The sequence below is a fragment of the Pseudomonas sp. A genome, assembly GCF_056270345.1.
Window position 1 is genome coordinate 4,177,132 of sequence record NZ_CM149873.1, and the last position, 25,302, is coordinate 4,202,433.

General features: G+C 66.4%; 23 protein-coding genes. 9 read left to right on the top strand and 14 right to left on the bottom strand.

Annotation, left to right across the window (positions count from 1 at the left end):
- Positions 1-521: 521 nt before the first annotated feature.
- Together AC0MAZ_RS18530 and ptrR are read right to left on the bottom strand one after the other, a co-directional pair.
- Positions 522-965, bottom strand: coding sequence for a carboxypeptidase regulatory-like domain-containing protein (locus tag AC0MAZ_RS18530; RefSeq protein ID WP_475858809.1), 444 nt, complete (start codon positions 963-965; stop codon positions 522-524).
- An 87-nt stretch (positions 966-1,052) separates the two neighbouring features.
- Complete coding sequence (gene ptrR / locus AC0MAZ_RS18535) at positions 1,053-1,928, bottom strand: putrescine utilization regulator PtrR (RefSeq protein WP_186733201.1); 876 nt, start codon at positions 1,926-1,928, stop codon at positions 1,053-1,055.
- A gap of 105 nt (positions 1,929-2,033) precedes the next feature.
- Between ptrR and AC0MAZ_RS18540 the strand changes: the two genes are divergently transcribed.
- Positions 2,034-3,419, top strand: a complete 1,386-nt coding sequence (locus tag AC0MAZ_RS18540; protein ID WP_475858810.1) for an aldehyde dehydrogenase family protein — start codon at positions 2,034-2,036, stop codon at positions 3,417-3,419.
- A gap of 193 nt (positions 3,420-3,612) precedes the next feature.
- On the opposite strand, the gene AC0MAZ_RS18545 is transcribed toward AC0MAZ_RS18540, so the two are convergent.
- A complete protein-coding gene (locus tag AC0MAZ_RS18545) occupies positions 3,613-4,512 on the bottom strand; it encodes a helix-turn-helix domain-containing protein (protein ID WP_050705595.1) in 900 nt (299 codons plus the stop codon).
- Between the two features lie 164 nt (positions 4,513-4,676).
- On the opposite strand from AC0MAZ_RS18545, the gene AC0MAZ_RS18550 reads away from it, so the two are divergent.
- From AC0MAZ_RS18550 to AC0MAZ_RS18560, 3 genes are all read left to right on the top strand, one after another.
- Positions 4,677-6,035 carry a glutamine synthetase family protein gene (locus AC0MAZ_RS18550; protein ID WP_028689491.1) on the top strand — a complete coding sequence of 453 codons (1,359 nt, stop codon included), beginning with the start codon at positions 4,677-4,679 and terminating at the stop codon, positions 6,033-6,035.
- A 154-nt stretch (positions 6,036-6,189) separates the two neighbouring features.
- Positions 6,190-7,278 carry a polyamine ABC transporter substrate-binding protein gene (locus AC0MAZ_RS18555; RefSeq protein ID WP_203652404.1) on the top strand — a complete coding sequence of 363 codons (1,089 nt, stop codon included), beginning with the start codon at positions 6,190-6,192 and terminating at the stop codon, positions 7,276-7,278.
- A 13-nt stretch (positions 7,279-7,291) separates the two neighbouring features.
- Positions 7,292-8,587 carry an NAD(P)/FAD-dependent oxidoreductase gene (locus AC0MAZ_RS18560; protein WP_475858811.1) on the top strand — a complete coding sequence of 432 codons (1,296 nt, stop codon included), beginning with the start codon at positions 7,292-7,294 and terminating at the stop codon, positions 8,585-8,587.
- A gap of 10 nt (positions 8,588-8,597) precedes the next feature.
- Here AC0MAZ_RS18560 and AC0MAZ_RS18565 read toward each other — a convergent pair whose 3' ends face one another.
- Complete coding sequence (locus AC0MAZ_RS18565) at positions 8,598-8,903, bottom strand: helix-turn-helix domain-containing protein (RefSeq protein WP_186714127.1); 306 nt, start codon at positions 8,901-8,903, stop codon at positions 8,598-8,600.
- A 182-nt stretch (positions 8,904-9,085) separates the two neighbouring features.
- Between AC0MAZ_RS18565 and AC0MAZ_RS18570 the strand changes: the two genes are divergently transcribed.
- From AC0MAZ_RS18570 to AC0MAZ_RS18580, 3 genes are all read left to right on the top strand, one after another.
- Positions 9,086-9,763, top strand: a complete 678-nt coding sequence (locus AC0MAZ_RS18570) for a DUF3313 domain-containing protein (protein ID WP_475858812.1) — start codon at positions 9,086-9,088, stop codon at positions 9,761-9,763.
- A gap of 320 nt (positions 9,764-10,083) precedes the next feature.
- Positions 10,084-10,677, top strand: coding sequence for a DUF1842 domain-containing protein (locus AC0MAZ_RS18575; RefSeq protein WP_475858813.1), 594 nt, complete (start codon positions 10,084-10,086; stop codon positions 10,675-10,677).
- A gap of 19 nt (positions 10,678-10,696) precedes the next feature.
- Positions 10,697-11,152, top strand: coding sequence for a DUF1842 domain-containing protein (locus AC0MAZ_RS18580; protein ID WP_203652401.1), 456 nt, complete (start codon positions 10,697-10,699; stop codon positions 11,150-11,152).
- A 70-nt stretch (positions 11,153-11,222) separates the two neighbouring features.
- Here AC0MAZ_RS18580 and AC0MAZ_RS18585 read toward each other — a convergent pair whose 3' ends face one another.
- Complete coding sequence (locus AC0MAZ_RS18585; RefSeq protein ID WP_475858814.1) at positions 11,223-12,530, bottom strand: serine/threonine transporter; 1,308 nt, start codon at positions 12,528-12,530, stop codon at positions 11,223-11,225.
- A 202-nt stretch (positions 12,531-12,732) separates the two neighbouring features.
- A complete protein-coding gene (locus AC0MAZ_RS18590) occupies positions 12,733-14,109 on the bottom strand; it encodes an L-serine ammonia-lyase (protein WP_475858815.1) in 1,377 nt (458 codons plus the stop codon).
- Between the two features lie 146 nt (positions 14,110-14,255).
- Between AC0MAZ_RS18590 and AC0MAZ_RS18595 the strand changes: the two genes are divergently transcribed.
- A complete protein-coding gene (locus tag AC0MAZ_RS18595; RefSeq protein ID WP_254464113.1) occupies positions 14,256-15,203 on the top strand; it encodes a LysR substrate-binding domain-containing protein in 948 nt (315 codons plus the stop codon).
- Positions 15,204-15,227: 24 nt separating this feature from the next.
- Here AC0MAZ_RS18595 and AC0MAZ_RS18600 read toward each other — a convergent pair whose 3' ends face one another.
- Positions 15,228-16,091 (bottom strand): LysR family transcriptional regulator, encoded by an 864-nt coding sequence (locus AC0MAZ_RS18600; RefSeq protein WP_203652397.1) that lies wholly within the window; start codon positions 16,089-16,091, stop codon positions 15,228-15,230.
- Positions 16,092-16,363: 272 nt separating this feature from the next.
- On the opposite strand from AC0MAZ_RS18600, the gene AC0MAZ_RS18605 reads away from it, so the two are divergent.
- Entirely contained in the window at positions 16,364-17,356 is a 993-nt protein-coding gene (locus tag AC0MAZ_RS18605) for an NAD(P)H-quinone oxidoreductase (protein ID WP_475861465.1), read from the top strand.
- A 1-nt stretch (position 17,357) separates the two neighbouring features.
- Here the strand turns inward: AC0MAZ_RS18605 and AC0MAZ_RS18610 are convergent, their stop codons facing one another.
- From AC0MAZ_RS18610 to AC0MAZ_RS18640, 7 genes are all read right to left on the bottom strand, one after another.
- Positions 17,358-18,059: a PA1136 family autoinducer-binding transcriptional regulator gene (locus AC0MAZ_RS18610; RefSeq protein ID WP_232855519.1), complete on the bottom strand. Its 702-nt coding sequence runs from the start codon at positions 18,057-18,059 to the stop codon at positions 17,358-17,360.
- 5 nt (positions 18,060-18,064) lie between these two features.
- Positions 18,065-18,919, bottom strand: a complete 855-nt coding sequence (hchA, locus tag AC0MAZ_RS18615) for a glyoxalase III HchA (RefSeq protein ID WP_475858816.1) — start codon at positions 18,917-18,919, stop codon at positions 18,065-18,067.
- Positions 18,920-19,176: 257 nt separating this feature from the next.
- On the bottom strand, positions 19,177-19,740 hold the full coding sequence (locus tag AC0MAZ_RS18620) for a nucleotidyltransferase family protein (protein WP_475858817.1): 564 nt from the start codon (positions 19,738-19,740) through the stop codon (positions 19,177-19,179).
- Complete coding sequence (locus AC0MAZ_RS18625) at positions 19,737-20,708, bottom strand: XdhC family protein (RefSeq protein ID WP_475858818.1); 972 nt, start codon at positions 20,706-20,708, stop codon at positions 19,737-19,739. Before AC0MAZ_RS18625 ends, AC0MAZ_RS18620 begins: the two co-directional genes overlap by 4 nt.
- Before the next feature lie 3 nt (positions 20,709-20,711).
- Positions 20,712-21,923 (bottom strand): cytochrome c, encoded by a 1,212-nt coding sequence (locus tag AC0MAZ_RS18630; RefSeq protein ID WP_203652392.1) that lies wholly within the window; start codon positions 21,921-21,923, stop codon positions 20,712-20,714.
- 2 nt (positions 21,924-21,925) lie between these two features.
- On the bottom strand, positions 21,926-22,465 hold the full coding sequence (locus tag AC0MAZ_RS18635) for a (2Fe-2S)-binding protein (protein ID WP_110738705.1): 540 nt from the start codon (positions 22,463-22,465) through the stop codon (positions 21,926-21,928).
- Complete coding sequence (locus AC0MAZ_RS18640; RefSeq protein ID WP_475858819.1) at positions 22,458-25,289, bottom strand: xanthine dehydrogenase family protein molybdopterin-binding subunit; 2,832 nt, start codon at positions 25,287-25,289, stop codon at positions 22,458-22,460. The genes AC0MAZ_RS18635 and AC0MAZ_RS18640 overlap by 8 nt, the downstream gene beginning before the upstream one ends.
- Positions 25,290-25,302 lie beyond the last annotated feature (13 nt).

Below are 25,302 nucleotides of genomic sequence, written 5' to 3' on the forward strand. Positions count from 1 at the left end.
CGCGAAGGCTCCTGCGCCTATGAGATCGAGCGCCGCCCGCGCGGCGCATCGCGGCACAAGGCCGCTCCTACGTCTGTTTCGGGCCAGTGAGTCCTGTAAGGGTACCGCTGCCCGCTTTGGCGCATGTCTTGAGCCATGTGGAGCGGCGGTAGCGACCACGCTGAAACCGCGTCGTACCAACAGAGCGGACCAGGTAATGGCACAGGAGAAATGGGCCCGAAACAAATGTGGGAGCAACTGTCTTGCTCAATTTTTAGAATCTGGCGCGATCCCTGTGGGAGCGGGTTTACCCGCGAAGCAGGCGACGCGGTGCCTGGCACCGGCTGCGCCGGTGTTCGCGGCTGAAGCCGCTCCCAAAGCGACCGCGCGGCCCTCAAGCCACGCGCTATGCCTGTGTGAGCGGCCTTGTGCCGCGCGGGCGGCGCTCGATCTCACAGGCGCTGCCAGCCTGACGGCGGACACGTGGTAGCCCTCACTCGGTCTATCGCCTGGCGCCCAAAAGACCTTGAAAGGGCTGGCCCTCAGCGCCAGTTCAGATCAACCCGCGCCGGCGCCTTGCCATCCACCGTCACCTGCTGTTGCACGGTACGGCCATCGGCATTGCCGATCACCCGATAGTGCCCCGCAGGCAACTGCACGAAGATCAGCGGCCCGACGTCCTGCAGCGCCAGCACCGATTGCCCCTGGGCCGACTGGATATCCAGCGCGGCACCGCTCTGGAACTTGCCGTCCGGGCCGGTCGAGAGGGTGATGTGCAAGTCATAGCCGGGCGTGCGGCGCAGGGCATTGGCCTCGTCCTGGCCGATGCCGCCCTGCAGGTAACGGATGCCGTTCTGTTCCTGGGGCTGCAGCTGCACGCCTTGCGAATCGATGGGCGCGTTCAGGTCGGCGGCCGCCGCCAATGTCCAGGGCATGGCCAAGGCCAGCAACAGCGCCGCGCACAGGCCGTAATGATGGGTACGCATGGTGCATTCCTCCCGCTTGGGGATGGTCTACACAATTTGGAGGATTTTCCGAGGCTGGGGTTCGCATCCCGGCGCACCGTTAGTCCGTCAGGGCGTAGGCAGCTCTCGACGCTCTTCCAGCAGCTTGATGAACATGCTCAGGCTGCGCGACACCGTGCCCCGCCGCCACACCAGCCAGGTCTTCAGGTAGCGGAAGTCCTCGGCCATCGGCCAGGCACTGACCGTGCTGCACCCCGGCATGTTGTCGAGCATGCTGCGCGGCATCATCGCCAGGCCCGCGCCGGCACTGACGCAGGCCAGCATGCCGTGGTACGACTCCATCTCGTGGATCTTGCCCGGCACCGCCTGGTCATGGACGAACCAGCTCTCGAAATGGTGGCGATACGAGCAGTTGGCACGAAACGCGTAGATGCTCGAACCGTTCACATCACGGGCACGGGTGACCGGTGGGTGGTTGAGCGGCGCGATGACCATCATCTCTTCTTCGAACACCGGCATGCCCTCGAGCGTCGGGTGCAGCACCGGGCCATCGACGAAGGCCGCCACCAGGCGCCCGGACAGCACGCCTTCGAGCATGGTCCCCGACGGGCCGGTGGACAGGTCCAGGTCAACCTTGGGGTAGCGCTGGTTGTACGCCGCCAGCAAGGCCGGGATGCGCACCGCCGCCGTGCTTTCCAGCGAACCCAGGGCGAAGGTGCCCTGAGGATCCTCGCCCGCCACGGTCAGCCGCGCCTCATGCACCAGGTCGAGGATGCGCCGGGTGTACTCGAGGAAGTTCCAGCCCGCCGGCGACAGGCGCAAGCGGCTTTTCTCGCGGATGAACAGCTCGACGCCCAGGTCCTCCTCCAGCTGCTTGATGCGGGTGGTCAGGTTCGACGGCACCCGATGGATCTGCTGGGCGGCGGCGCTGATGCTGCCGTGCTCGGCCACGGCCTTGAACATCTCGAGTTGCACCAGGTCCACGGTCATTCTCCAAACGTGAATGTTTCGCTCATTATTATTCAGTTTTCATTAAAGCACGCTACCCCTAGTCTGGGCTGACCCGATCAAAACAATGAGAGTCCTGCCATGAGCGAGATCAGCAGCCTGACCCACGCCATTTCCGTCGACCCCTACAGCGGCGAACGGATCGGCCACTACGCCTTCGACACCGACGCCGCACTGGACGCGGCGCTGCAACGCGCCAAGGCGGGCTACAACCAGTGGCGCAACGTGTCGCTGGGTCAGCGCAGCGAGTATCTGGTCGCGCTTGGGCAAGCCCTGCAGGCCAACGCCGAGGCCTTCGCCCAGATGATCGCCCGCGAGATCGGCAAACCGATCAGCCAGGCCCGCGGCGAAGTCAACAAGTGTGTCGGCCTGTGCCAGTGGTACGCCGAACACGGCCCGGCCATGCTGGCGCCGGAGCCGACCCAGGTCGAAAAGGCCCGCATCGAATACCGCCCGCTGGGCCCGATCCTCGCCGTGATGCCGTGGAACTTCCCGGTCTGGCAGGTGCTGCGCGGCGCGGTACCGGCGCTGCTGGCGGGCAACACCTACGTGCTCAAGCACGCGCCCAACGTGATGGGCAGCGCCTACCTGCTGGCCGACCTGTTCAAGCGCGCCGGCCTGCCTGAAGGCGTGTTCGAGGTGCTCAACGTCACCCCCGAAGGCGTCACCCGCGCCATCAACGACCCGCGCATCGCCGCCATCACTCTTACCGGCAGCGTGCGCGCCGGCATGGCCATCGGCGCGCAGGCCGGCGCCGCGCTGAAGAAGTGCGTGCTCGAACTGGGCGGTTCCGACCCGTTCATCGTGCTGGCCGACGCCGACCTCGATGCCGCGGTCAAGGCCGCCGTGATCGGCCGTTACCAGAACACCGGGCAGGTCTGCGCCGCCGCCAAGCGCCTGATCGTCGAGCAAAGCATCGTCGAAGCGTTCACCGAGAAGTTCGTCGCGGCCACCCGCGCGCTGACCATCGGCAACCCACTGGACGACGCCACCTACATCGGCCCGATGGCCCGCTACGACCTGCGCGACGAACTCGACGGCCAGGTCCAGGCAACCCTGGCCGAGGGCGCCACCCTGCTGCTGGGCGGCAGCAAGATCGAAGGTGTGGGCAACTTCTACGCGCCTACCGTGTTCGCCAACGTCACCCCGGACATGACCGCCTTCAAGCAGGAACTGTTCGGCCCGGTGGCGGCGATCATCAGCGCCCACGATGCAGACCACGCGGTGGAGCTGGCCAACGACAGTGAATTCGGCCTGGCCGCAACGATCTACACCGCTGACTATGCCTTGGCCGAGCGCATGACCGCGACTTTGGACACCGGTGGTGTGTTCATCAACGGTTACTGCGCCTCCGACCCTCGCGTGGCGTTCGGCGGTGTGAAGAAGAGCGGGTTCGGCCGTGAGCTGTCGCACTTCGGCGTGCGCGAGTTCACCAACGCCCAGACGGTGTGGCTGGACCGCAACTGACCCTCTGCCTCAAACCCTGCGCGATCCCTGTGTAGGAGCGGCCTTGTGCCGCGAACGGGGCGCGTAGCGCCCCCAGGGCCTGCGCCACAAGACAGATCGCCGGGGCCGCTCTGCGGCCCGTTCGCGGCACAAGGCCGCTCCTACACAGGAAGTTCGGCAACTGCCGGAAACCGCCCAAGCAGACCTTTCGTAATCAGTTTCCCCGACCACGCCTGAGCGTCTCGCTCGGCAGTTCGCGGAACAGCTGGCGGTAGCTTTCGGAAAACCGCCCCAGATGCCAGAACGACCAGCGCATGGCCACCTCGGCCACCGTGGCATCGCCCGCCAGCAAGTCGCGCCGCGCGCCGTTCAGCCGCCGCAGGCGCAACCAGTGTGCCGGCGGCAGGTTGGTGAACCCCTTGAAGGCTTGCTGCAACTGACGCACGGAAACCCCGGCGACCTTGGCCAGCTCCACCAGGTTGAGGGTCTCGTCGGGGCAGTCGGCGGCCCATTCGCTGACCCGGCGCATGATCGCCCGCTCCTCGTCGCGCCGTCCGAGCGCCTCGCCCTGCAGACGCTGCCCGGCATTGTCGAGGATGAACAGGCAGTCCTCCAGCAACTGCTCGGCCAACGCCCTGCCCTCCAGCGGGCAATCGGCCTGGCCCAGGCGGGTCAGGGTGGCGCTCAGCCAGTTGCCGAACAGGGCATTCTGCTGGCAGGTCAGCGGCACCATGAACAGGCCGCGCAGACGCTCCAGGTCAAGGCCATGGCTGGCCAGGAACGGCTGCTCGAACACCACCGCCACTTCCTGGTAGTTCTCCGGGGTGATCCAGATGTTGCGGCTGTCTTCGTTGAGCAGGTAGAGGCTGTTCTCGCTACGGTCGAAGCAGAACGCCAGGGCACCGCTGGGGGCGCGGAAGAACTGCTCGACCCGGGTGTTCAGGCGCTCCTCGTACACCTCGACGCCGTCGAGCCCCAGCCAGCGCAGCTGGCCGTTGAAATGCCCGGGGGACATCTGCCGGTACTGCTGCTGCCATCCCGGGGTGGCACGGGTCTGTTCGGTCACGTCGGTGGTGCGGATGTCCTGGACCTGCAAGGCGGTTGGCGTTGTCACGCGCTGTCCTAGTTGCACTCTTTTGGTGCATTGATAGCTGAAGAAAGTGGATAGATCACCCCGGGGGGCAGCGACCAAGATAGTCCTCAGCGTCACCTGTGGGAAGTGCCCTGCGGCGATGAACGCCTTGCGTCCCACCACAACTACCCAACCAAGAGGTTTGTATGAACGCCCCCTTCGATCAGCTGTCCACCTGGCTGAAAGAACACCGGATCACCGAAGTCGAATGCGTGATCAGCGACCTGACCGGCATCGCCCGCGGCAAGATCGCCCCGACCGCCAAGTTCCTCCACGAGCGCGGCATGCGCCTGCCCGAGAGCGTGCTGCTGCAGACCGTCACCGGCGACTACGTCGATGACGACATCTACTACAGCCTGCTCGACGCCGCCGACATCGACATGGTCTGCCGCCCCGACCCCACGGCGGTGTACCAGATCCCCTGGGCCATCGAACCGACCGCGATCGTCATCCACGATACCTTCGACAAGCAGGGCAACCCCATCGAGCTGTCGCCGCGCAACGTGCTGAAGAAGGTCCTGAAACTCTACGCCGACAAGGGCTGGCAACCGATCGTCGCGCCGGAGATGGAGTTCTACCTCACCCAGCGCTGCGAAGACCCGGACCTGCCGTTGCAGGTGCCGCTGGGCCGCTCTGGGCGCGCCGAGAGTGGCCGCCAGTCGTTCTCCATCGATGCCGCCAACGAATTCGACCCGCTGTTCGAGGACGTCTACGACTGGTGCGAGATCCAGGGCCTGGACCTGGATACGCTGATCCACGAGGACGGCCCGGCACAGATGGAAATCAACTTCCGTCACGGCGACGCCCTGGACCTGGCCGACCAGATCACCGTGTTCAAGCGCACGATGCGCGAGGCGGCGCTCAAGCACAACGTCACCGCCACCTTCATGGCCAAGCCGATCACCGACGAGCCGGGCAGCGCCATGCATCTGCACCAGAGCGTGGTCGACATCGCCACCGGCAAGCCGATCTTCGCCAATGACGACGGCAGCATGAGCGAGCTGTTCCTGCACCATATCGGCGGCCTGCAGAAGTACATCCCCAAGCTGCTGCCGATGTTCGCGCCGAACGTCAACTCGTTCCGCCGCTTCCTGCCCGACACCTCGGCGCCGGTGAACGTCGAATGGGGCGAGGAGAACCGCACCGCCGGGCTGCGCGTGCCAACGTCCAGCCCCGAAGCGATGCGCGTGGAGAACCGCCTGCCGGGTGCCGACGCCAACCCCTACCTGGCCATCGCCGCGAGCCTGTTGTGCGGTTACATCGGCATGGTCGAAAAACTGGAGCCCAGCGCCCCGGTGCAGGGCCGTGCCTACGAGCGACGCAACCTGCGCCTGCCGATCACCATCGAGGACGCACTGCAGCACATGGAAGACTGCGAGAAGGTCCAGCAGTACCTGGGGCAGCAGTTCGTCCAGGGCTACGTCGCGGTCAAGCGCGCCGAGCATGAGAACTTCAAGCGGGTGATCAGCTCGTGGGAGCGGGAGTTCCTGCTGCTGAGCGTTTAAGCCCCCTCGGGGGCGCTTTGCGCCCCTTTCGCGGCACAAGGCCGCTCCTACAGGGGCTGCGCGCGTTCAGTAGGAGCGGCCTTGTGCCGCGAATGGGCTGCGCAGCAGCCCCTACACCACCGAATTCGAAGAACAAGACCAACGAGGTGTCGACATGCGTCATCCGCAAGCTTTGATCCCCGCAACCTTCGCCCTGCTGTTCGGCGCCGCCGTCCAGGCCCAGCCGACGGTCAGCGTGTACAACTGGACCGACTACATCGGTGACACCACCCTGGCTGATTTCCAGGCCAGCAGCGGGATCAAGGTGGTCTATGACGTGTTCGACTCCAACGAGACCCTGGAGGGCAAGCTGCTGGCCGGGCGCACCGGCTACGACGTGGTCGTGCCCTCCAACCATTTCCTCGCGCGCCAGGCCCAGGCCGGCGCGTTCCTGCCGCTTGACCGCAGCAAGCTGCCGAACTGGCAGCACCTGGACCCGCAACTGCTCAAGCAGCTGGAGCAGAACGATCCGGGCAACCAGTACGCCGTGCCGTACCTCTGGGGCACCAACGGCATCGGTTACAACGTCGACAAGGTCAAGGCGGTGCTGGGCATCGATCGGATCGACTCCTGGGCGGTGCTGTTCGAAGCCGAGAACCTGAAGAAGCTCAAGCAATGCGGCGTGGCGTTCATGGACTCGCCGGACGAACTGTTCCCGGCCATGCTCAACTACCTGGGCATGAACCCGCGCAGCGAGAAGGCCGACGACTACCGCAAGGCCGAGGCCCGCCTGCTGGAACTGCGCCCGTACATCACCTACTTCCACTCCTCCAAGTACGTCTCGGACCTGGCCAACGGCGACGTCTGCATCGCTTTCGGCTATTCCGGCGACGTGCTGCAGGCCGCCCACCGCGCCGAGGAGGCCGGCAATGGCGTCAAGGTCGCCTACAGCATTCCCAAGGAAGGCAGCAACCTGTGGTTCGACCTGCTGGCCATCCCCAAGGACGCCAAGAACCCCGAGCAGGCCCTGGCCTTCATCAACTACCTGCTCGACCCCAAGGTGATCGCCAAGGTCAGCGCCACGGTCGGCTACGCCAACGCCAACCCGGATGCCAAGGCCGACATGGACCCGGCGCTGGTGAACAACCCCGAGATCTACCCGCCCCAGGACGTGCTGGACAACCTGTATGTCTCGACCATGCAGAGCCCCGGGATCCTGCGGCAGATGACCCGCTCCTGGAGCAAGATCAAGTCCAACCGCTGAGCCGAGCCCGCCCATGCCACAGATGAACGAACACACCGCCTCCTACTACGCCGCCTCGGCGCGCCTGGCGGCCACCTACCCTGCGCTCGACCAGGACCTGCAGGCCGATGTCTGCGTTGTCGGCGGCGGCCTGACCGGGGTCAACGCCGCCCTCGAACTGGCTGAGCGCGGCCTCTCGGTGATCCTGCTGGAAGCCCGCCGCATCGGCTGGGGCGCCAGCGGGCGCAACGGCGGCCAGCTGATCCGCGGCATCGGCCATGACGTGTCCGGTTTCGCCCGTCACGTCGGCCAGGACGGCGTGCGCTACCTCAAGCAGGCCGGCATCGATTCGGTCGCGCTGGTGGCCCGGCGCATCGAACAGTACGGTATCGAATGCGACCTGCGCTGGGGCTTCTGCGAGCTGGCCAACACCCCCGCCCAGTTCGCCGCCTTCGAAGACGAGCAGCGCGACCTGGCCGAGCTGGGCTATCGCCACGAGACCCGCCTGGTCAACCCCGAACGCATGCGCGAGATCGTCGCCAGCGACCTGTACGCCGGCGGCCTGGTGGACATGGGTTCGGGCCATCTGCACCCGCTCGATCTGGTCCAGGGCGAGGCCCGGGCCGCCTTCGGCCTGGGTGTGCGGATCTTCGAGCAGAGCCCGGTGCTGCGCATCGAGCATGGCAGCACGGTGACCCTGCACACCGCCCGGGGCAAGGTCCGCGCCCAGAGCCTGATCCTGGGCTGCAACGCCCATCTCGACGCGCTGGAGCCGCGCCTGTGCGGCAAGGTGCTGCCGGCCGGCAGCTACGTGGTGGCCACCGAGCCCTTGCCCGAGGCCCTGGCGCGCACGCTGATCCCGCAGAACATGGCGCTGTGCGACCAGAAGGTGGGGCTGGACTACTACCGCCTGACCGCCGACCGCCGCCTGCTGTTCGGCGGCGCCTGTCACTATTCCGGGCGCGACCCCAAGGACATCGGCGCCTACATGCGGCCCAAGGTGCTCAAGGTGTTCCCGCAACTGGCCGAGGTGCGCCTGGACTACCAGTGGGGCGGCATGATCGGCATCACCGCCAACCGTTTCCCCCAGGTCGGCCGCCTCGGCCAGCACCCCAACGTTTACTATGCCCAGGGTTACTCTGGGCATGGACTTAACGTCACCCACTGGACCGCGAAGCTGCTCGCCGAGGCCATCGCCACCGAGCACAGCCAGGGCTTCGATGTGTTCAGCGCGGTGCCGCACCTGACCTTCCCCGGCGGCAAGGCATTGCGCTCGCCGCTGCTGGCGCTGGGCATGCTGTGGTACCGGTTGCGCGAGGCGCTGGGCTGACAACCCTGCTTCAGAGGATGGCCTGCAGCCCCTTGTCGGCAATGATGTTCAGTAGCTTCAAGGCAGGCCCGGCCGGGCGTGTTTCGCCCTGTTCCCACTTGCGCACCGTCGATGCACTGGTGTGCAGGTGGAGGGCGAATACCGGCTGGCTGAAGTTCAGCGCTTCGCGCAGGTGGCGGATGTCCTGGGCGCTGAATGCCCGCACCGGGGCCGGGCAGATCGCCTCGAAGTCGCGCAACGTGACCTTGCCGACGGCACCTGCCTGCTCGAGGGCCGAGAGGTCGGCACGCAGTGATTCAATGAGTTTGCTGGTCACAGTGGACCTCCAGAATAAACATACCCGTGGAGGGCATACCTTCACAGTGTCAGAGCCCCATCGATAGTCAGCGTATTCCGGCAATACAGTAGGAAACGGCAACCGTCGCCATCCGAACACTGGCCTTCGGCCAACCACCTGCTAGCGTTGTTCTGGCCACTTCCCTCATGGACCTCGTCATCATGAAGCACCTGCCTCGCACCACCCTGCTGTGCGCTGCTCTGCTGGCCCTGGTTGCCTGCTCCAGCAACCGTGTCGATCCCAAGGACTATTCCGGCTTTCTCAAGGACTACAGCCGCCTGAAGCCCGCCGAGAGCGTCTCCGGCGCGCCGGTGATGCGCTGGATCGATCCGGGTGTGAAGGCCAGCCAGTACACCAAGGTGTTCATCGAACCGAGCCAGTTCTATCCCAAGCCGCAGCCGACCAACGTGATCTCGGCGCAGACCCTGCAGGAGATCACCCGCTACTTCAACGAAGCGATGCGCCGCGAACTGGGGAGCGTGCTCACCCTGGTCAAGGAGCCTGGCCCGAACACCATCGTGGTGCGCCCGGCGATCACCGCAGTGTCCACCAGCACCGAGGGCCTCAAACCCTACGAGGTGATTCCCATCGCCCTGGTGGCCGCGGCGGTGAACACGGCCGCCGGCGGCCGCGACCAGGCCGTGGACATCGCCGTGGAGGCTGCATTCCTCGACGGCGGCAACCAGAACGTGCTGGCCCAGGTGGTGCGCAAGGGCAGCGGCAAGGAGCTGGAGAACGACAGCACGCAACTGGCCCTGAACGACGTCAAGCCGGTGCTCGATGGCTGGGCCAGCGACATGCGCCGCAGCTTCGTGGCGTTGCAGCAGAAGTCGAAGTGAGTCCGTCCAGCCCGTAGCTCATCGCGGGGCAAGCCCGCTCCCACGAAACGGGAGCCGGCTTGCAGGCCTGATTGACACCACTCGTCGGACATACTGCAAAAAGGCCATCACTGCATTTTTTGCCTGCTTAACTCAAGCGAGCTGCCAGGCAGGCGGCACCGCACTTCAGGGATGGCTGCACAAGCCGGCTGCCAACAGCCGCTCGCACCGGGCACGCCAGTACATCCGCCCGTCTACCTGCCTCTCCCCCTTTTCTCCCCCGTCCGCCTGCGCAAGCGTTGGTTACGGTATCTCATTCATTGAATGCAACGGAGGCAATCATGTCTGTATCGCTGACCGCACCGTCGGAAGGCCTGTTCCCGGTGTCCTACCTCATTGGTACCAATGCCCCGGGCGCCCCGCGCCTGCAGCTGGACCTGCTGGTCTACACCCCAGACCGCAGCGTCAACGGCCACGCGCTGATCACCCAGACCACCAACCCACCGCTGGAGCTGGGCCTGGATGCCTGGGGCAGCTACAGCTACCTCACCGTGCAACCACCAAGCGAAGGCAAGATCCTGCTGACGGTACGTGGCAACCACGGTGGCCCACACGCCAATTCGCCGGAGCAGTTCGAACTGCGCGCACTGCTTGACCTGGACTGGCAGAAAGGCACGGCCAGCTACCGTTACGACAACGGCCAGCGTTGGATCGAGGTGGACAACGTACCCGTCGTGCTTGAGCTCAAGCGCATCCAGACGCTGGCGAACGTCGACCTGACGACCGAACTGCACAACGCCACCCTGGAGGCAGTGATCGCCACTGGTGACGTCGCGCAACTCAAGCAACTGGCCAGCGGTGCCGTGGGCAAAGCCCTGGACCAGGCCCTCGCCTCGACCAAGAGCCCGGCCGCCAAAGCCGCCAAGAAAGCCTGAGCAGACAAGGAGAATCAGCATGTCCTTCGGACTTTTTCATACCCGCCTGAACGTCAGCAACGGGCTGCTCGGCGCACCTATCCTGACCCTCGACCTGCTGGTCAATACCGTGCAGAAGAAGGTCACCGGCAGGGCCTCCATCATCCAGGCCACGCATCCGGTCCAGGTCTTCCACGCCAAGGTGTGGGGCGGCTACAGCGAGCTGCCGTTCGCGCCCGTAGGTAGCCCGTCAATTGTCCTGCACCTGGATGGCAGCCCAAGCGGCCCGCTCAGCCAGATCGCCCAGAGCTTCCACCTGCAGGGTCTGCTCGACCAGGGCTGGAACATCGGCACCGCCAGCTACCGGTACTTCAGCAACGGCCACTGGGTCGACCAGCATGGCCGCGTGCGCAAGGCGCCGGACATCACCCACCAGGATCAACCGCAACCCGCGGAACGCCTGAAGGCGGTGATCAAGCACCTGGAAAACGCTTGACCTGAACCGTCGCGGGGCCAGCCCGCGCCCACATCAAGGTGTGGGAGCGGACTGGCCCCGCGATCATCGGTCAGGCCATGAAGCTATAGGCGATCGCCGACAGCGTGATCAAGCCGATCAAGACCACGAATACGTTCGACAGCTTGCCCGAGTACTGGCGCAACGCCGGCACCTTCTGTACCGCATACATCGGCATCAGGAACAGCAAGCAGGCGATCACCGGCCCACCCAGACTTTCGATCAGCCCGAGAATGCTCGGGTTGAGGGTCGCCACCGCCCAGCAGGTCACCAGCATGAACAACGCCGTGGCGCGCTCCAGGCGCTTGGCCGGCCAGGTCTTGCCGCGCCCGCGCAGGCTCTTGACGATCATGCCCTGGAAGCCTTCGCTGGCACCGATGTAGTGGCCAAGGAACGACTTGGTGATCGCCACCAGCGCGATCAGCGGCGCGACGAAGGCGATCACCGGGGTCTGGAAGTGGTTGGCCAGGTACGACAGGATCGAGATGTTCTGCGCCTTGGCGGCGGCCAGGTCGGCCGGGCTCAGGGCCAGCACGCAGCTGAAGCAGAAGAACATCACCGTCAGCACCATCATCACATGGGCGGTGGCCAGGGTGCGGCCGCTCTTGCGGTCGGCGTCATTGCCATAACGGTGCTTCTGGTCGACGGCGAACGCCGAGATGATCGGCGAGTGGTTGAACGAGAACACCATCACCGGGATCGCCAGCCACAGGGTCAGCAGCAGCTTGGAGGCGCTGATGCCTTCGTTGGCCTGGGCGAAGAACGCGCCGTTCCAGTTGGGAATCAGGCTCAGGGCCAGCAACAGTAACGAGGCAACGAAGGGATAGACCAGCAGGCTCATGGCCTTGACGATGATCTGCTGGCCGCAGCGCACCACGATCATCAGCCCGCAGATCAGCAGCAGGGCCAGCAACGCCCGCGGCGGCGCGCCGATGTGCAGCTGGTGTTCGAAGAAGCTGGTCAGGGTGTTGGTCAAGGCCACGCTGTAAACCAGCAGGATCGGGAAGATGGCGAAGAAATACAGCAAGGTGATGAGCTTGCCGGCGCCCACGCCGAAGTGCTCTTCCACCACCTCGGTGATGTCCTCGTTGCCACCCTTGCGCCCGGACAGCACGAAGCGGGTCAGGGCCCGATGGGCGAAGAAGGTCATGGGGAACGCCAGCAGCGCCAGGATCAGCAGCGGCCAGAAACCGCCGACCCCGGCGTTGATCGGCAGGAACAGGGTGCCGGCGCCGATCGCCGTGCCATACAGGCCCAGGGCCCAGGTGGTGTCGTGGCGGTTCCAGGTGGTCGAGCCGCTGGCCGAAGCCAGGGCAGCCGAATCCGCACGAACGCTCGTGGTGCTTTGTACATCAGTCATTGGGTATCGCCTTGTAGTTGTTTTTGTCGCAGGTGCAGCGGGTGTTGCAGGTTGATACCGCTCCCCTGTAGGAGCGGCCTTGTGCCGCGAACGGGCTGCAGTGCAGCCCAAGAATTTCAGTGTGGGAGGAGTATCGCCGGGGCCGCTTTGCGGCCCTTTCGCGGCACGAGGCCGCTCCTACAGCGGGGTCCGTACGGAGCCATCAGCACTCGACGAACGCGACAGCCAGGCCGCCGCGGGAGGTTTCCTTGTAGTTGGCGTGCATGTCCGCGCCGGTGTCACGCATGGTGCGGATCACCCGGTCGAGGGAGATGAAGTGCTCGCCGTCACCGCGCAGGGCCATCTGCACGGCGTTGATGGCCTTCACCGCGGCGATCGCGTTGCGCTCGATGCAGGGGATCTGCACCAGGCCACCGACCGGGTCGCAGGTCAGCCCGAGGTTGTGCTCAAGGGCGATCTCAGCAGCGTTTTCCAGCTGTGGCGGCGTGGCGCCCAGCACCTCGGCGAGCCCCGCGGCGGCCATCGAGCAGGCCGAGCCCACCTCGCCCTGGCAGCCCACTTCGGCGCCGGAGATCGAGGCGTTCTTCTTGCACAGGATGCCCACTGCTGCGGCGGCCAGGAGGAACGCCACCACGTCGTCGTCGCAGGCACCGGGGTTGAACTTCATGTAGTAATGCAGCACCGCCGGGATGATCCCGGCCGCGCCGTTGGTGGGCGCGGTGACCATGCGCCCGCCGGCGGCGTTCTCTTCGTTGACCGCCAGGGCAAACAGGTTGACCCATTCCATGGCGCTGAGGGTCGAGCCGATCACGTTGGGCTTGCCGACCTCCTGCAGGCTGCGGTGCAGGCGTGCCGCCCGGCGCTTGACCTTCAGCCCGCCGGGCAGGATGCCTTCGTTGCGCAGGCCGTTGTCGACGCACTCGCCCATCGCCGCCCAGATCTTCAGCAGGCCTTCGCGCACCTCGCTTTCCGGGCGCCAGGCGCACTCGTTGGCCAGCATCAGCTGGCTGACGCTCAGGTTGTGGGCCTTGCACAGGGCCAGCAGTTCGGCGCCGCTGGAGAATTCGTAGGGCAAGGCGACCAGGTTGTCGCTGCCTTGCGGCGCATCGATCTCGCTTTGCTCGACGATAAAGCCGCCACCCACGGAATAGTAGGTCTGGCTGAACTGGCTGCCCTGCCCGTCGAAGCTTTCCAGGGTCATCGCATTGGGGTGATAGGCCAGGTTCTCGTCGAGCAGGCGCATGTCACGGCTGTACTGGAACTTGATCGGCTGGCTGCCGTCGAGCATCAGGCACTGCTCCTGCATCAGCTGGTCGATGCGTGGCTCGATGCTGTGCGGGTCGATGCGGTCCGGCCACTGGCCCATCAACCCCAGCAGGCAGGCGCGGTCCGTGGCGTGACCGACACCGGTGGCCGACAGCGAGCCATAGAGGCGCACCTCGACTCGCCGCACCTGGGCCAGCAGGCCGCGTTCACGCAGGGCCTGGGCGAAGGTCGCCGCGGCGCGCATGGGGCCGACGGTATGGGAGCTGGACGGGCCGATGCCAATCTTGAAAAGGTCGAAAACACTGATAGCCATGCTAATGCCTGACCGTGACAACCATCTAGGATATGCCACGGCTCTCTGGAAAATTTGAGCGGTATTGCCAAGTTGCGCGATACTGCCCCTCTCAGGCCAGCTTGACCAACGAAACTTCCTACATAAGCCTTTAGCAGGACTAAACGATGAAAGGCCCACTCAACGGCCAGGTGTTCGTCTGGCTGCACGTGTTCTCCTGTGCGGCGCGGCACCTGTCGTTCACCCGCTGCGCCGAGGAGCTGCACATCACCCCCGGCGCGGTCAGCCAACAAATGCGCCAGCTCGAGGAACGCCTGGGCTTTCGCCTGTTCCTGCGCCGCGCCCGCGGCGTCGAGCTGTCCGCCGAAGGCCAGCGCCTGGCGCAGACCGTGGCCGAGGCCTACGGCAGCATCGAGGCCGAGCTGCTGCGCCTGGATGCCGGTGAGATCCGTGGCACCCTGCGCCTGCGCTCGATCCCCTCGTTCCTGGCCAAGTGGCTGACACCGCGCCTGCCGCGCTTCCAGCAGCGCTACCCGGACATCGAGCTGCGCCTGGTGGCCGAGGACAGCAACCAGGCGCTGCACCCGGAAGACTTCGACCTGGCCATCGACCTCAACGACGGCAGCTATCCGGGCATGCTCTCCACCCCGCTGCTGGACGAACAGATCTTTCCGGTCTGCTCGCCGGCCCTGCTGCGTGGCCGCCCGCCGCTGCATGGGCCGGCGGACCTGGCCCACTACCCGCTGCTGCACGACATCACCGCCTGGCGCGGCAGCTCGGAGTACGCCGAATGGGAGTTCTACCTCGACGGCATCGGCGCCGGCGGGCTGGACGTGCGCCGCGGGCACACCTTCAACCGCAACCACCTGACCATCGAAGCGGCCATCGCCGGTGTCGGCGTGGCCATCGCCCGGCGCACCCTGCTCAACGACGAGCTGGAGCGCGGCGCGCTGATCGTGCCGTTCGGGGTGCCGATCGCCAACCACAAGCGCTATGTGCTGCTGTATCCGCCGGGCGGACTGAGCCAGCCTGGAGCGCGTGCGGTGCATGACTGGCTGGTGGAAGAAGCACAGGGTTTCCGCGCCTTGCATCCGCTGAAGCTGCCCGCCAACTGAAGGTATTCGCACCGCACTGCGTCCTCAATCGGCAAACGCCTGCACCAGCTGGTCGATCACTGCCCGCACCCGCGCCGTGTGGCGCAGGTCCCGATGGGTGACCATCCACACCTCGTAGGGCTGGCTGCGCGCGCGCTGCGGCCAGACCCGCAGCAGGCCGTCGCGCTGCCCCAACGCCACGGGGATCTCGCCCAGGCCCAACCCTTCGGCAATGCCCCGGCGCAGCATCATGCTGGCATTGGCCGCCATCACCACCCTGCCCTCGCCCATGGGCACGTCCACCAGGGTCGGTACCCCGCGATCACGCCAGTACGGCTCGTACACCACCAGGTCATGGCCGGCAAAACTGCCCTCCTGCGGCATGCCGCGACGCGCCAGATAGTCCGCCGAGGCGAACAGGCCCATCTGCCAACTGGCCAGCTTGCGCAGCACCAGGTCGGGGTTGTCCGGGCGCTGGTTGCGGATGGCGATGTCGGTTTCGCGTTGCGACAGGTTGACGATCTCCGAGCTGCCGCTGAGCACGATGCGCACCTCGGGGTGATCGTCATGCAACCGGCGCAGCGCCGGGATGACGAACTCCAGGGCCAGGGAATCGGTGGTGGCGATGCGCACCTCGCCGGCCTGTTCGTTATCGCTGCCCCGGGTGCGACGGGCCAGCTCCAGGGCAGCCTGCTCCATCTTCTGCGCCAGCTCCACGGCCACTTCGCCGGTGGCGGTCAACTGGTAACCGGCGGGGGTGCGCAGGAACAGGGTCGCGCCAAGGTCGGCCTCCAGCGCCGCCACCCGCCGGCCCACCGTGGCCTGGTCGACGCGCAGCACCCGGGCGGCGCGGCGCAGGGTCAGTTCGCGGCTCAAGGCCAGCAGCATGCGGGCGTCATCCCAGTTCATTCGCTCACTCCATCATTCGTCGGGTAACGAGAGCCTGTGGGAGCGGGTTTACCCGCGAAAACGGCAGTGGGTTCACCAGCGTATTCGCGGGTAAACCCGCTCCCACAGGACAGGTACCGCGACACAAATCTCACCTGAAGAAAATCTGCAAAGGTGCATCGCAAAATCGCCGCGCGACCGCGCAGCGTGGGTTTCATACCCTGTGACACACCGGGCCAACGCGGCCTTTCCTCAGAATGACAGAGGTCTTCATGCGTCACATCCCCACTCACATGACCGCCATCGATATTACCCAACCTGGGGGCCCCGAGGTCCTGCAGGCCGCCACCCATGCCACGCCTCGACCAGGCCCCCGGGAGGTGCTGATCCAGGTCCATGCCGCCGGTGTCAACGGCCCCGACCTGCTGCAGCGCAAGGGCCTGTACGACCCGCCCGCCGGCGCGCCGGACATTCCGGGGCTGGAGATCGCCGGCAAGGTCGTGGCCACCGGCGAGCAGGTCCGCCACTTTGCCGTGGGCGACGCGGTGATCGCCCTGGTCCAGGGCGGCGGCTACGCCGAGTACGCCGTGGCCGACGAACGCACCACCGCGCACCTGCCGGACAACCTGTCGATGGTCGAGGGCGCGGCCTTGCCGGAAACCTTCATGACCGTCTGGGTCAACCTGTTCCAGCGTGGCGGCTTCAAGGCCGGTGAAAGCGTGCTGATCCACGGCGGCGCCTCCGGCATCGGCACCACCGCCACGCAGCTGGCCCGGGCCCTGGGCGCGGCGAAGATCCTCACCACGGTCAATGGCGCCGGGCAACAGGCCGCCAGCCTGGAACTGGGCGCCGACGTGGCCATCGACTACACCCGCGAGGACTTCGTCGAACAGGTCATGCTGCACACCGAGGGCAAGGGCGTGGACGTGATCGTCGACATCATCGCCGGTGACTATGTGGCCCGCAATTTCAAGGCCGCGGCCATGGACGGACGCATCGTGCAGATCGGCGTGGTCAAGGGCCCGGCCACCGAGGTCGACCTGTTCCCCCTGTTGACCAAGCGCCTGACCCATATCGGCTCGACGTTGCGCGCGCGCAGCGCCGACGACAAGGCAGCGATTCTCACGGACCTGCTGGCCAAGGCCTGGCCTCATGTGCGCAGGGGTTCGGTCAAGCCATTGGTTCACGCGACCTTCCCGCTGGCGGCGGCCAGCCAGGCCCATGCCCTGATGGAGTCTGGTCGGCATATCGGCAAGGTGGTGTTGACGGTTGCGCACAACGGCTGAGTCAGTCGAGCGCGCCGCTGCCCAGGGCGATCCTGATCGCCTGGGCGGTGGTGCTCACCCCCAGGCGCCGGCGGGCGGCGCGAAGATGGTTTTCCACGGTGCGCACCGACAGGCCCAGGGTGGCGGCGATATCCGCCTGGCGCTGCCCGGCGGCGGTCCAGGCCAGCACCTGGCGCTCACGCGCCGACAGCTGACCCTCGCCGGGCGGTGCCTCCAGCAGCCGCCGTGCACCGAGGAACGCGGCGTTGGCCAGCAGGCTCAGGGCCAGGCGCGCCGGCGCCGAAGCGTCGATGCGCACACCGCCCAGGCTCATCGCTCCCTCCAGGCCCGCCGGGCCGAACACCGGCACTTGCAGGCCATGGATGCCCGGCCCGCATGGCACCCGCACCACCCGATAGCGTTCACCTTCGTCGCTCGGCTGCTTGCTCCAGAAGAACGCTTCACGGGCCGCCAGCAGATGGCGGGTCACCGGGCAATGGCGTACGTAGGTCCGGGCATCGACCGCCTGGCCGTCACCGAACCAGTCTCCTTCCACCCAGTGGATGCGCTCGACCACCTCGTCCCGCGCGGCGCTGGCGCTGAACAGCACAAAGCGGTCATAGCCCAGCGGCCGGGCGACGTTGCGCACGGCCGTCTGGATCGTCGCCAGGGCGGTGGCCTGCTCGATCTGCCGGACCGCCTGCACTACCTTGTCGAACGGCATGCCGCTCACCCGCCGTTGACCGCCTTGAGCAATACCGCTGCGGCCAGCTTGCCCAAGGCGTTGCCGGCCAGCGGGCTGTCGCCGGTGAGCAACCGACGGTCCTGGTGGACGGCGCCGGAGATGCCGTCGTTGACGATCTCGACACCCTGGGCCTGCAGGCGTTCGCCGAACTTCCAGGTCAGGTGACCGGGCATGTAGCCGATGTCCGGGGTCTTGGCATCCAGTTCATCGGGGAAGGCGCAGATCTTGTAGCCATCGAACAGCTTGCCGCCAGCCAGCAGCGCCGCCGGACCGTGGCACAGGGTGATGACGAACTTGTCGTGATCCGCCGCCCATTTCAACACCTGGGCGACTTCTTTGCTTTCCGGCAGGCCGATCAAAGCGCCGTGACCGCCGGGAATGAATACGCCAATGTAATCGGAGTCGTCACCCAGGGCACTGTCGATCACCTCGGCGAGCCTGCGCGGCTGCTTGAAGGCTGGCTTGTAGCGCTCGAACAGGCCGAGCACCTGCTGGTCCTCGCGCGGCATGGCCCAGTATTCGAACTTGACCGGGTTGCCCGACAGGGTCGCGACGTCGAAGCCGAAGCCGGCCTTGTCCAGGTGGTACATGGGCAGCAGGGTTTCCACCGGATGGTTGCCGGTGGAGAACAGCGTGCCGTTGTCGGTGAGCAGGTAGCGCTCATCGGCGCCGATCAAGAGGATTTTCCAGCGTCCGCCCTTGTAGGCGTCGGGGTAGTCGGCGCCGCTGAGGTCAGACTTGGGTGAGGTGAATTGGCTGAGGGAGAACGGCGAGGGGAAAAAGGCGTTGTCCTCGGCCGGGTCGGGGGTCGGGCGTTTGTCGTCGTTGCTGTTGGTCATGGCTGTGCTCCAGTGCCTGGGGGTTGACCGGATCCATGCTAGGAGGCCACCGGATGAGCGGCAATGAGGGTTTTCCCTCAATGGCTGTCCGTGGCATCGGTACAAAGTCCCGGTGTAGGAGCGGCCTTGTGCCGCGAAAGGGCTGCGGCAGCAGCCCCAGCGATATTGATGGTGACTCGGAGCCTGGGGCCGCTTCGCGCCCCTTTCGCGGCACAAGGCCGCTCCTACACCGGGACCGCAAAATGGCTCAGGGCAGTCTAGTCGAGCGCAGCGGGTGTATCGACGTCGCGCAATACACCTGCGTCGTCTACCTCGACCACCTGCAACTGTTGCCGATGCCGTTGCAGCACCGAACGCGCGCCCTCATCGCCGGCCATCAGTGCGAGTTCAGGCCAGTAGTTGCGCCCAAACAGCACCGGATGCCCATTCTGCCCCAGATGACGCGGCACCACGATGACCGCAGGGCCAGCGCTTGCGATCAACCGCCGGAAGGTTGCGGGCAGAATCCACGGCATGTCCCCCAACAGGATGGCGACCGCCTGCGCCTCGCTGTCACCCAGCGAAGCGGCGCCCGCCGCCAGGCTATGGCCCATGCCCAGCCCGGCATCGAGGCTATGGACAATTCGGCAGCCCGCCGGCAACCCCAGATCCTCGCCCCGTTCGCCAGCGCGCAGCACCACGCGCACCTCGTCGAACGCCGCCAGGGCGCGCTCGACGCTATGCTGCAACAGGCTGCGACCATCGCCCAGCGCGGCCCGGCGCTTGTCCGCGCCGAAGCGCGAACCCTGGCCGGCCGCCAATACCAACGCGACGACGCTCACAAAGCCTCGCGGGCGATGCCGCTGCGGGTACGGAGGATATCGGCGAGCACCGCCAGGGCGATCTCCGCCGGCGTCTTGCTGCCCAGGTTGAGGCCGATGGGGGCATGGATGCGCGCCATCTCGGCATCGTCGAGCCCGCCGATACGGCGCAGGCGTTCACGGCGCTTTTCCGAGGTGGCGCGCGAGCCCATCACGCCGATGTAGAAGGCTTCGGTATGTACCGCTTCGAGCATGGCCAGGTCGTCGATCTTCGGGTCGTGGGTGAGCGCCACCACCGCCGTGTCGCGGTGGCAGCCACCGTTGGCGATGAACAGCGAGGGCAGTTCCCGACGGATTTCTATCCCGTCGAGCACCACGTTGTCCATCACCTCGTCGCGAGGGTCGCACAGCACCACCTCGAAGCCCAGGCCCTTGCCGAACTCGGCGCAGAAGTGCGCGACGCTCGAGTAGCCCGCCAGCAACAGGCGTTGGGCGGCGCCGACGCGCAAGCGCACGAACTCGCCGCCCTGCACCACCCGTGGCCCCTGGCTGTGGTCATCCAATACGCGACGTTCGCCCGTGCGCAGGTCGACCTCGCGCAGCAGCCGGCGACGGCCCAGCAAGGCCGCCTCCAGCTCCCCCAGGTGTGCCTGGGTCGCGCAGTCGCCCGGCAGGTTCTCCACCAGCACATCGAGGATGCCGCCGCAGGGCAGGCGGATGTTGCCGCGGGTGTCGCTGCCGTCGCCATAGCGCACCACGGCGACGGCCCCGGCGAACTCGTCGGCGGCGACGCGTTCGAGGAAGTCCTCCTCGACGCAGCCGCCGGACAGCGAGCCGACCCAGTGCCCCTGATCGTTGACCGCCAGCAGCGAGCCCGGCGCGCGCGGCGCCGAGCCATAGGTGCAGAGCACCGTGCACAGCCACACGCGCAAGCCGTCACGCGACCACTGCGCCGCCTGGCGCACCACCTGCAGGTCGAGATGCTGCACGGGTCAGTCCGCCTTCAGCTGGGCCAGCTGCTGGGTGGTCAGGTCGCCCGGCAGGCCGCCCCAGGCTTCGCGCAGGTAGTTGACCATATCGGTCAGCTGCCGGTCGTCGAGCTTGTCGGCGAAGCCCGGCATCGGCTGCATGCGCTCAAAACCGGTGAACTGCTGCTCGCGGATGCCGTCGACGATGGCCTTGACCAGGTTGCGCGAGTCGGCCTGGCGCAGCACGGTGTTACCGCGCATGGCCACGGCGATGTGCGGCTTGCCCTCGCCCTCGACACCGTGGCAGCCGGCGCAGACGTTGAGGTACTGCTGGCGGCCGCGCTTGGCGCTCTCGCCCATGGTTTCGTGGGCGACCGCCTGCACCACCTTGGCCGCCGGCGGCTGGTCGCCGAGCAGGTAGGTGGCCATGGCCGCCAGGTCGCTGTCCTGCAGATGCTGGGTGCTGTGGTGCACCACCGGGTACATCTCGTTGAACATGCTGCCCTGGGCGCTGACCCCGTGCTTGAGGAAGGTCGCCAGATCCGCCTGGTTCCAGCCGCGGTCGGCCAGGTCCTGGGCCAGCAGGCTTGGTGCCAGGTAGCCCAGCAGCAAGCCGCCGGTCAGGCGCTTGTCCTGCTGCAGCGCGCCAATCGGATTGCGCGGGGTGTGGCATTCGCCGCAGTGGCCGAGCACCTCGACCATGTACTGGCCGCGCTTCCACGCCTCGCTGTTGCCCTTGCCCTCCTCCAGCTGCACGCTCTTGCCATACAGCAGGTTCCAGCCGATCAGGCCGGTGCGTACGTTGAACGGGAAACTCAGGCTGGTTTCCGGGGCCGGACGGTTGATCGGCGCCACGCTCATCAGGTAGGCATGGATGGCGTCGGAGTCCTCGCGCTTGACCAGGTGGTACGAGGTGTACGGCATGGCCGGGTACAGGTTGGCGCCGTCCTTGCGCTTGCCCTCGGTGAGGGCGGCGAAGAACTCGTCGCTGCTGTAGTTGCCGATACCGTACTGCTTGTCCGGGGTGATGTTGGTGCCGTAGATGGTGCCGAACGGCGAATGGATCGGCAGGCCGCCTGCATACGGCGCGCCGCCTTCGGCGGTGTGGCAGGCCATGCAGTCGGCGGCGCGGGCGAGGTATTCGCCGCGCTTGATCAAGGCCTCGTCCGCCGCCTGGGCGTTGAAGGTGACCAGTGCGCCGATGGCCAGGGCCAGGCTGCTCAGAACACGCGTCATGCTCAACCCTCCTTGACCAGGCCGAGGTCACCCAGCACTTCGCGGGTCGCCTCGTAGTAACGCACGTAGCCGGTGCAGCGGCACACATGGTGGCCGAGGCTGGCCTCGATGGCGCCCTCCAGCTCACTCTGCTTCAGCGGCTTGCGCTGGGCCTTTTCCACCAGCACCGTGGCGGCGTTGACGAAGCCCGGCGCGCAGTAGCTGCACTGGAAGGCGAAGCGGTCGACGAACTTCTGCTGGATCGGGTTCAGCTCGCCGGGGTTGCCGGCTTCGTCGAGCTTGGCGTGGCCTTCGATGGTGCGGACTTTCTTGCCCTCGAAGTAATGCGCGCCGGTGATGCAGGTGCGCACTTCCTCGCTGGTGCCGTCGGGATTGTCGACGATCACCACGCAGGCATGGCAGATGCCCTGGCCGCAGCCAAGACGCGAGCCGGTGAGGTTCTGGTATTCGTGCAGGAAGTCGATCATCGCCAGGTCATCGGGGACCACTTCGGTGACGACAGGTTGACCGTTGAGGGTCAGTTGCAGCTTGCGGTCAGCCATTGAGGGCCTCCTTGACTCGGGCGGGGGTGATGGGCAGGTCGCGCACGCGCTTGCCGATGGCATGGGCCACGGCGTTGCCGATGGCGCCGACCACCGGGATCATCACCACTTCGGCGATGCCCTTGGACGGATCGGTCGGCGACAGCGGCGGCAGGATCTCCGAAGTCTGCTTCCATACCGCCACATGTTTGGCCATCGGCAGGCGGTAACGGTTGAAGTTCCAGTCGCCCTCGCCCGGGCCACCCTCGTACAGCGGCATTTCTTCCAGCAGCGCATGGCCGATGCCCATGGCGATACCGCCCTCGAGCTGGCCCTTGACCAGCTCCGGCACCAGCACCCGGCCGCACTCGACCCAGCTGTGGTGGTTGAGCACGCTCACTTCACCGCTGCCCTTGTTCACCTTGACCTCGACGATCGTCGCCACCGGGCTGTAGTAGGTGACCATGGCGTTGTTCAGTTGGGTGGCCGGGTACTCGGCGTTCTGCCGGTCGAGCAGGTGGAAGCCGGCGCTGTTCATCTGCGCCTTCTTCGCGTTCACCGCGCCGTCGCCGTACTTCACCGCCACGGCATCGAGCGGCAGGCGCTCGCGCACGCCGTCGATGACGTAGTCGGCCTCGGCCCAGCTCCAGCGGTTGAAACCGTGCACGCTGACACCGGTGACCAGGCCCATTTCGTGGGCTTTCTTGGCCAGCGTGGCGAACGGGATCGGTGCCAGGCCGTTGCCGGTCAGCTCACCGTTGACCCACACCGCGTTCTCGCGGCGCACCACCAGCGGGTTGGCCTGACCGCCATACGGGCCCTGGCTCCACAGGGCCATGGCCGCCGGCCACAGGCCGTGGTTGAACAGCACGCGGGCCGCTTCGCGGGTGGCGTGGCTGAAGTAGAACGCCGAGTTGGTCGCCGACGAAGGCGAAGCCAGCTTGCCGACCCAGCGCGGGTTGCGCAGCGCGGCGTCCTGCTCGGCCTGGCTGATCAGGTAGGGGTTGCCGCTGGTGGTCAGCGCCAACTCCGGCCACTCAGTCTGGGCGGTCATGACCTCGTCGGCGACACGGCCGAGGAAGTCGCTGACCACCAGGGCCTGGGAGGTGGACATACCGGTGCCCAGTTCGGTGCCGATATGGCGCAGGCTGATACGGCCGTCAGCGGTGAACTCGACTGCCGCCATCGGCGCCTCGGAGCCGGTGCCGAAGTCTTTCTGGGTGATGGCAAAGCCCACGCCGTACCAGTTGTCGTGGTCCTTGGCGTCTTCGGCCTGCTTGCGCGCCTGGCGGTTCTTCCACCAGTCGTGCGCGGCGGCCTTGTCGAGGATCTCGTGCAGGCGCAGGGCACCGGCGGGCACCGCGCCCTGGGTGTTCTTCATGCCCGACTTGAGCGCGTTCTTGCGGCGCAGCTCGATGGCGTCAACGCCCAGGCGGTCGGCGATCTCGTCGACCATCATCTCGGTGGCGGCCATGCTCTGCAGGGTGCCGTAGCCGCGCATGGAGCCTGCCTCGACGCCACGGGAATGGTAGGCGGTCACCGACAGGTCGTTCTGCGGCATATAGTAGATCGACTGCGCCGCGGTGGCGCCCACGGCGGCCACCGACGGGCTGTAGTTGATGCGCCCGCCGCCGTCGACGCTCATGTCGGCGCGGAAAATCTTGAAGCTCATGTCCTTCTTGTCGACGGCCAGCTGGTAGCGGATGTCGAACGGGTGGCGCTTGATGCCACTCTGGAACTGCTCATAGCGGTCGTTGGCCAGGCGGATCGGCACGCCCGCGCCGTACAGGGCGGCGACGGCGGCGTAGAACACGAAGATGTTGTTGTCCTTGGAGCCGTAGCCGACGGTGTAGCCCGGGTGCATGTTCAGGTGCTTCAGGCCGAAGCGCGACGGCTTGATCATGTGCACGCATTCCTGCGCCACTTCGAACGGGCACTGGGTGGCCACGACGAAATGCAGGGTGCCGGTGGCCGGGTCGAACCAGCCGTTGCCGTTGTCCGGCTCGAGGGCCGCGGGCTCGATCGACGGGGTCTTGTAGCGTTCGTCGAACAGCAACCAGTCTTCCGGCGGCTGCTTGAGCTGCTCGTCGATGCGCTGGGCGTAGAACATCCCCTGCTCGGTGAGGGTGCCGTGCTGCTTGGGCTCGGCGGTCCATACCGGCTTGCGCGCCAGGATGGTGGGGAACAGCATGGTGTTCTTCAGGCTCGAGTATTCGTCCTCGTCGAACGGCGTCTTGCCGCCCACGCGCACGAAACGGAAGCTGCCGTAGGGGTCGCGCTGGTACAGCGGCGCCTGGGCGCCATAGCGGATTGCCTGGTCGTTGAACTGCAGCTTGAGCTTGGCCTTGCGGAAACGCTCGAAGTCGTTCCAGATCAGGATCGCCACCGGGTGGCCGATGAACATCGGCACCTGGCCCGGCGGCAGCAGCGGGTCCGGCGAATGGGCTTCGGGCCAGGCGATGCCGTCCTTCTTCAGGTCGTCGGCGGTGACGATACGGTCCGGCTGCAGCTCGGCGCCCAGCAGCGACAGGTCATGGCCTGCGTAGATGCGGTCGGCCTTGGTGGCCTTGAGCAGCATGGCGTGGCCCTGCTGCTGCGGCCAGCCGGGCATGTCCTTGGCGCGGATGTCGCGGGCGAACACCTTGTTGCCACAGACCTTGGACAGCGCGTCGTTACGAAAACGCGCCTTGCCGTCGTGGTTCATCCACTTCTGCGGCGAGGTGGTGACCTTGTTTTCCATCAGGGCGGCGAAGGCCTGGCTGCCGAGCGGCGCCAGGGTCACGCCGACACCGGCGATCAGCCCGCCTTGCAGGAACGAACGCCGGGAAATATCACGGTTGGACATGGTTGATCCTCTG

What these genes read in the sequence shown, in the direction of transcription:
- AC0MAZ_RS18530 (WP_475858809.1), bottom strand. Translation starts at nt 965, where the DNA reads ATGCGTACCCATCATTACGGCCTGTGCGCGGCGCTGTTGCTGGCCTTG.
- AC0MAZ_RS18540 (WP_475858810.1), top strand. Translation starts at nt 2,034, where the DNA reads ATGAGCGAGATCAGCAGCCTGACCCACGCCATTTCCGTCGACCCCTAC.
- AC0MAZ_RS18550 (WP_028689491.1), top strand. Translation starts at nt 4,677, where the DNA reads ATGAACGCCCCCTTCGATCAGCTGTCCACCTGGCTGAAAGAACACCGG.
- AC0MAZ_RS18555 (WP_203652404.1), top strand. Translation starts at nt 6,190, where the DNA reads ATGCGTCATCCGCAAGCTTTGATCCCCGCAACCTTCGCCCTGCTGTTC.
- AC0MAZ_RS18560 (WP_475858811.1), top strand. Translation starts at nt 7,292, where the DNA reads ATGCCACAGATGAACGAACACACCGCCTCCTACTACGCCGCCTCGGCG.
- AC0MAZ_RS18570 (WP_475858812.1), top strand. Translation starts at nt 9,086, where the DNA reads ATGAAGCACCTGCCTCGCACCACCCTGCTGTGCGCTGCTCTGCTGGCC.
- AC0MAZ_RS18575 (WP_475858813.1), top strand. Translation starts at nt 10,084, where the DNA reads ATGTCTGTATCGCTGACCGCACCGTCGGAAGGCCTGTTCCCGGTGTCC.
- AC0MAZ_RS18580 (WP_203652401.1), top strand. Translation starts at nt 10,697, where the DNA reads ATGTCCTTCGGACTTTTTCATACCCGCCTGAACGTCAGCAACGGGCTG.
- AC0MAZ_RS18585 (WP_475858814.1), bottom strand. Translation starts at nt 12,530, where the DNA reads ATGACTGATGTACAAAGCACCACGAGCGTTCGTGCGGATTCGGCTGCC.
- AC0MAZ_RS18590 (WP_475858815.1), bottom strand. Translation starts at nt 14,109, where the DNA reads ATGGCTATCAGTGTTTTCGACCTTTTCAAGATTGGCATCGGCCCGTCC.
- AC0MAZ_RS18595 (WP_254464113.1), top strand. Translation starts at nt 14,256, where the DNA reads ATGAAAGGCCCACTCAACGGCCAGGTGTTCGTCTGGCTGCACGTGTTC.
- AC0MAZ_RS18600 (WP_203652397.1), bottom strand. Translation starts at nt 16,091, where the DNA reads ATGAACTGGGATGACGCCCGCATGCTGCTGGCCTTGAGCCGCGAACTG.
- AC0MAZ_RS18605 (WP_475861465.1), top strand. Translation starts at nt 16,364, where the DNA reads ATGACCGCCATCGATATTACCCAACCTGGGGGCCCCGAGGTCCTGCAG.
- AC0MAZ_RS18610 (WP_232855519.1), bottom strand. Translation starts at nt 18,059, where the DNA reads ATGCCGTTCGACAAGGTAGTGCAGGCGGTCCGGCAGATCGAGCAGGCC.
- hchA (WP_475858816.1), bottom strand. Translation starts at nt 18,919, where the DNA reads ATGACCAACAGCAACGACGACAAACGCCCGACCCCCGACCCGGCCGAG.
- AC0MAZ_RS18630 (WP_203652392.1), bottom strand. Translation starts at nt 21,923, where the DNA reads ATGACGCGTGTTCTGAGCAGCCTGGCCCTGGCCATCGGCGCACTGGTC.
- AC0MAZ_RS18635 (WP_110738705.1), bottom strand. Translation starts at nt 22,465, where the DNA reads ATGGCTGACCGCAAGCTGCAACTGACCCTCAACGGTCAACCTGTCGTC.
- AC0MAZ_RS18640 (WP_475858819.1), bottom strand. Translation starts at nt 25,289, where the DNA reads ATGTCCAACCGTGATATTTCCCGGCGTTCGTTCCTGCAAGGCGGGCTG.